At 63.0% G+C, this 887-nt stretch carries 1 protein-coding gene and 1 pseudogene; both read right to left on the bottom strand.

Annotated features, from left to right (window positions below; translation table 11 throughout):
- The coding region (locus EN879_RS37450) for a GNAT family N-acetyltransferase (protein WP_164774919.1) at positions 1-504 on the bottom strand (504 nt) is incomplete at its 3' end.
- Between the two features lie 33 nt (positions 505-537).
- Positions 538-887 (bottom strand): annotated as a pseudogene (locus EN879_RS37445) (3,4-dihydroxy-2-butanone-4-phosphate synthase); the annotation flags it as partial.

The following is an 887-nucleotide window of genomic DNA, read 5'->3' as shown; positions in this document are numbered from 1 at the left end:
CGCCAATGCCAAAACTATCGTTGGCGCCCCGTGCAGAATCACCTCTTTTTCGAAGACGAAGCCACATTTCTCCAGCACCCGTCGCGAAGCCGGATTGGCGGGGCGGACGAGGCCGACAACCCGATCGGCACGCAAGGGGCCGAACGCGGTGCGCAGTGCTTCCGTCACCAATTCCGTGGCATAGCCATGTCCCCAGCTCGCCGGATGAAGATGATAGGACAGGTTCAGACCGTCGAAATCCGCCGATACCGTGACGCCGCCGAAGCCGACCAGCTTTTCATCCGCCTCGACCGCCCAGCGGCCAAAGCCGTGCTTGTGCCAATGACCGATGTCGCGCGTCAGCCGCGCGGCGCTCTGCTGGGCTGTATCCGGGACAGGGCCCGGACGATGCGCAACAAGTTCCCGGCGCGAAAAGAGATCGATCAGGAAATCCAGATCAGCCTCTTCTGGGCGGCGCAGCAAAAGCCGCTCGCTGCGCTGGCTGGAAGGCAGGGACGCATTCATCCGTCTTCTCCGGCAACCGGATCGACGGGAGGCTCAGAGGATCTCGGTCTTGGCGATGTGGATGCCAAAACCTTCAAGGCCGACATAGTGGCGTTCGCGCGAGGCGATCAGGTTGATCGAGGAGATGCCGAGATCCTTGAGTATCTGGGCGCCTAGCCCGATCTCGCGCCACTCGTTTTCACGGCGGCGCGCCTCTTCGTGATCCTCGCGGTCGCCGCTTGCCGGCCGCTTGCGCTCCTGATGCGCAACGCCGACGGAGCCTTCTCTGAGATAGACGATGACACCGCGCCTGCGCTCGCCCATTGTCTTCATGATGGCGTCGAGCCGGTGGCTGGTGCCGAAGACATCGGTCACCACATCCTCCGAATGCAGACGCACCGGCA

This window comes from Mesorhizobium sp. M7A.F.Ca.AU.002.02.1.1 (assembly GCF_003998535.1).
In the GTDB taxonomy this organism is placed as follows: domain Bacteria; phylum Pseudomonadota; class Alphaproteobacteria; order Rhizobiales; family Rhizobiaceae; genus Mesorhizobium; species Mesorhizobium ciceri.
The sequence above is the reverse complement of the archived record's forward strand: the minus strand, read 5'-3'. Positions and strand labels throughout refer to the sequence as shown.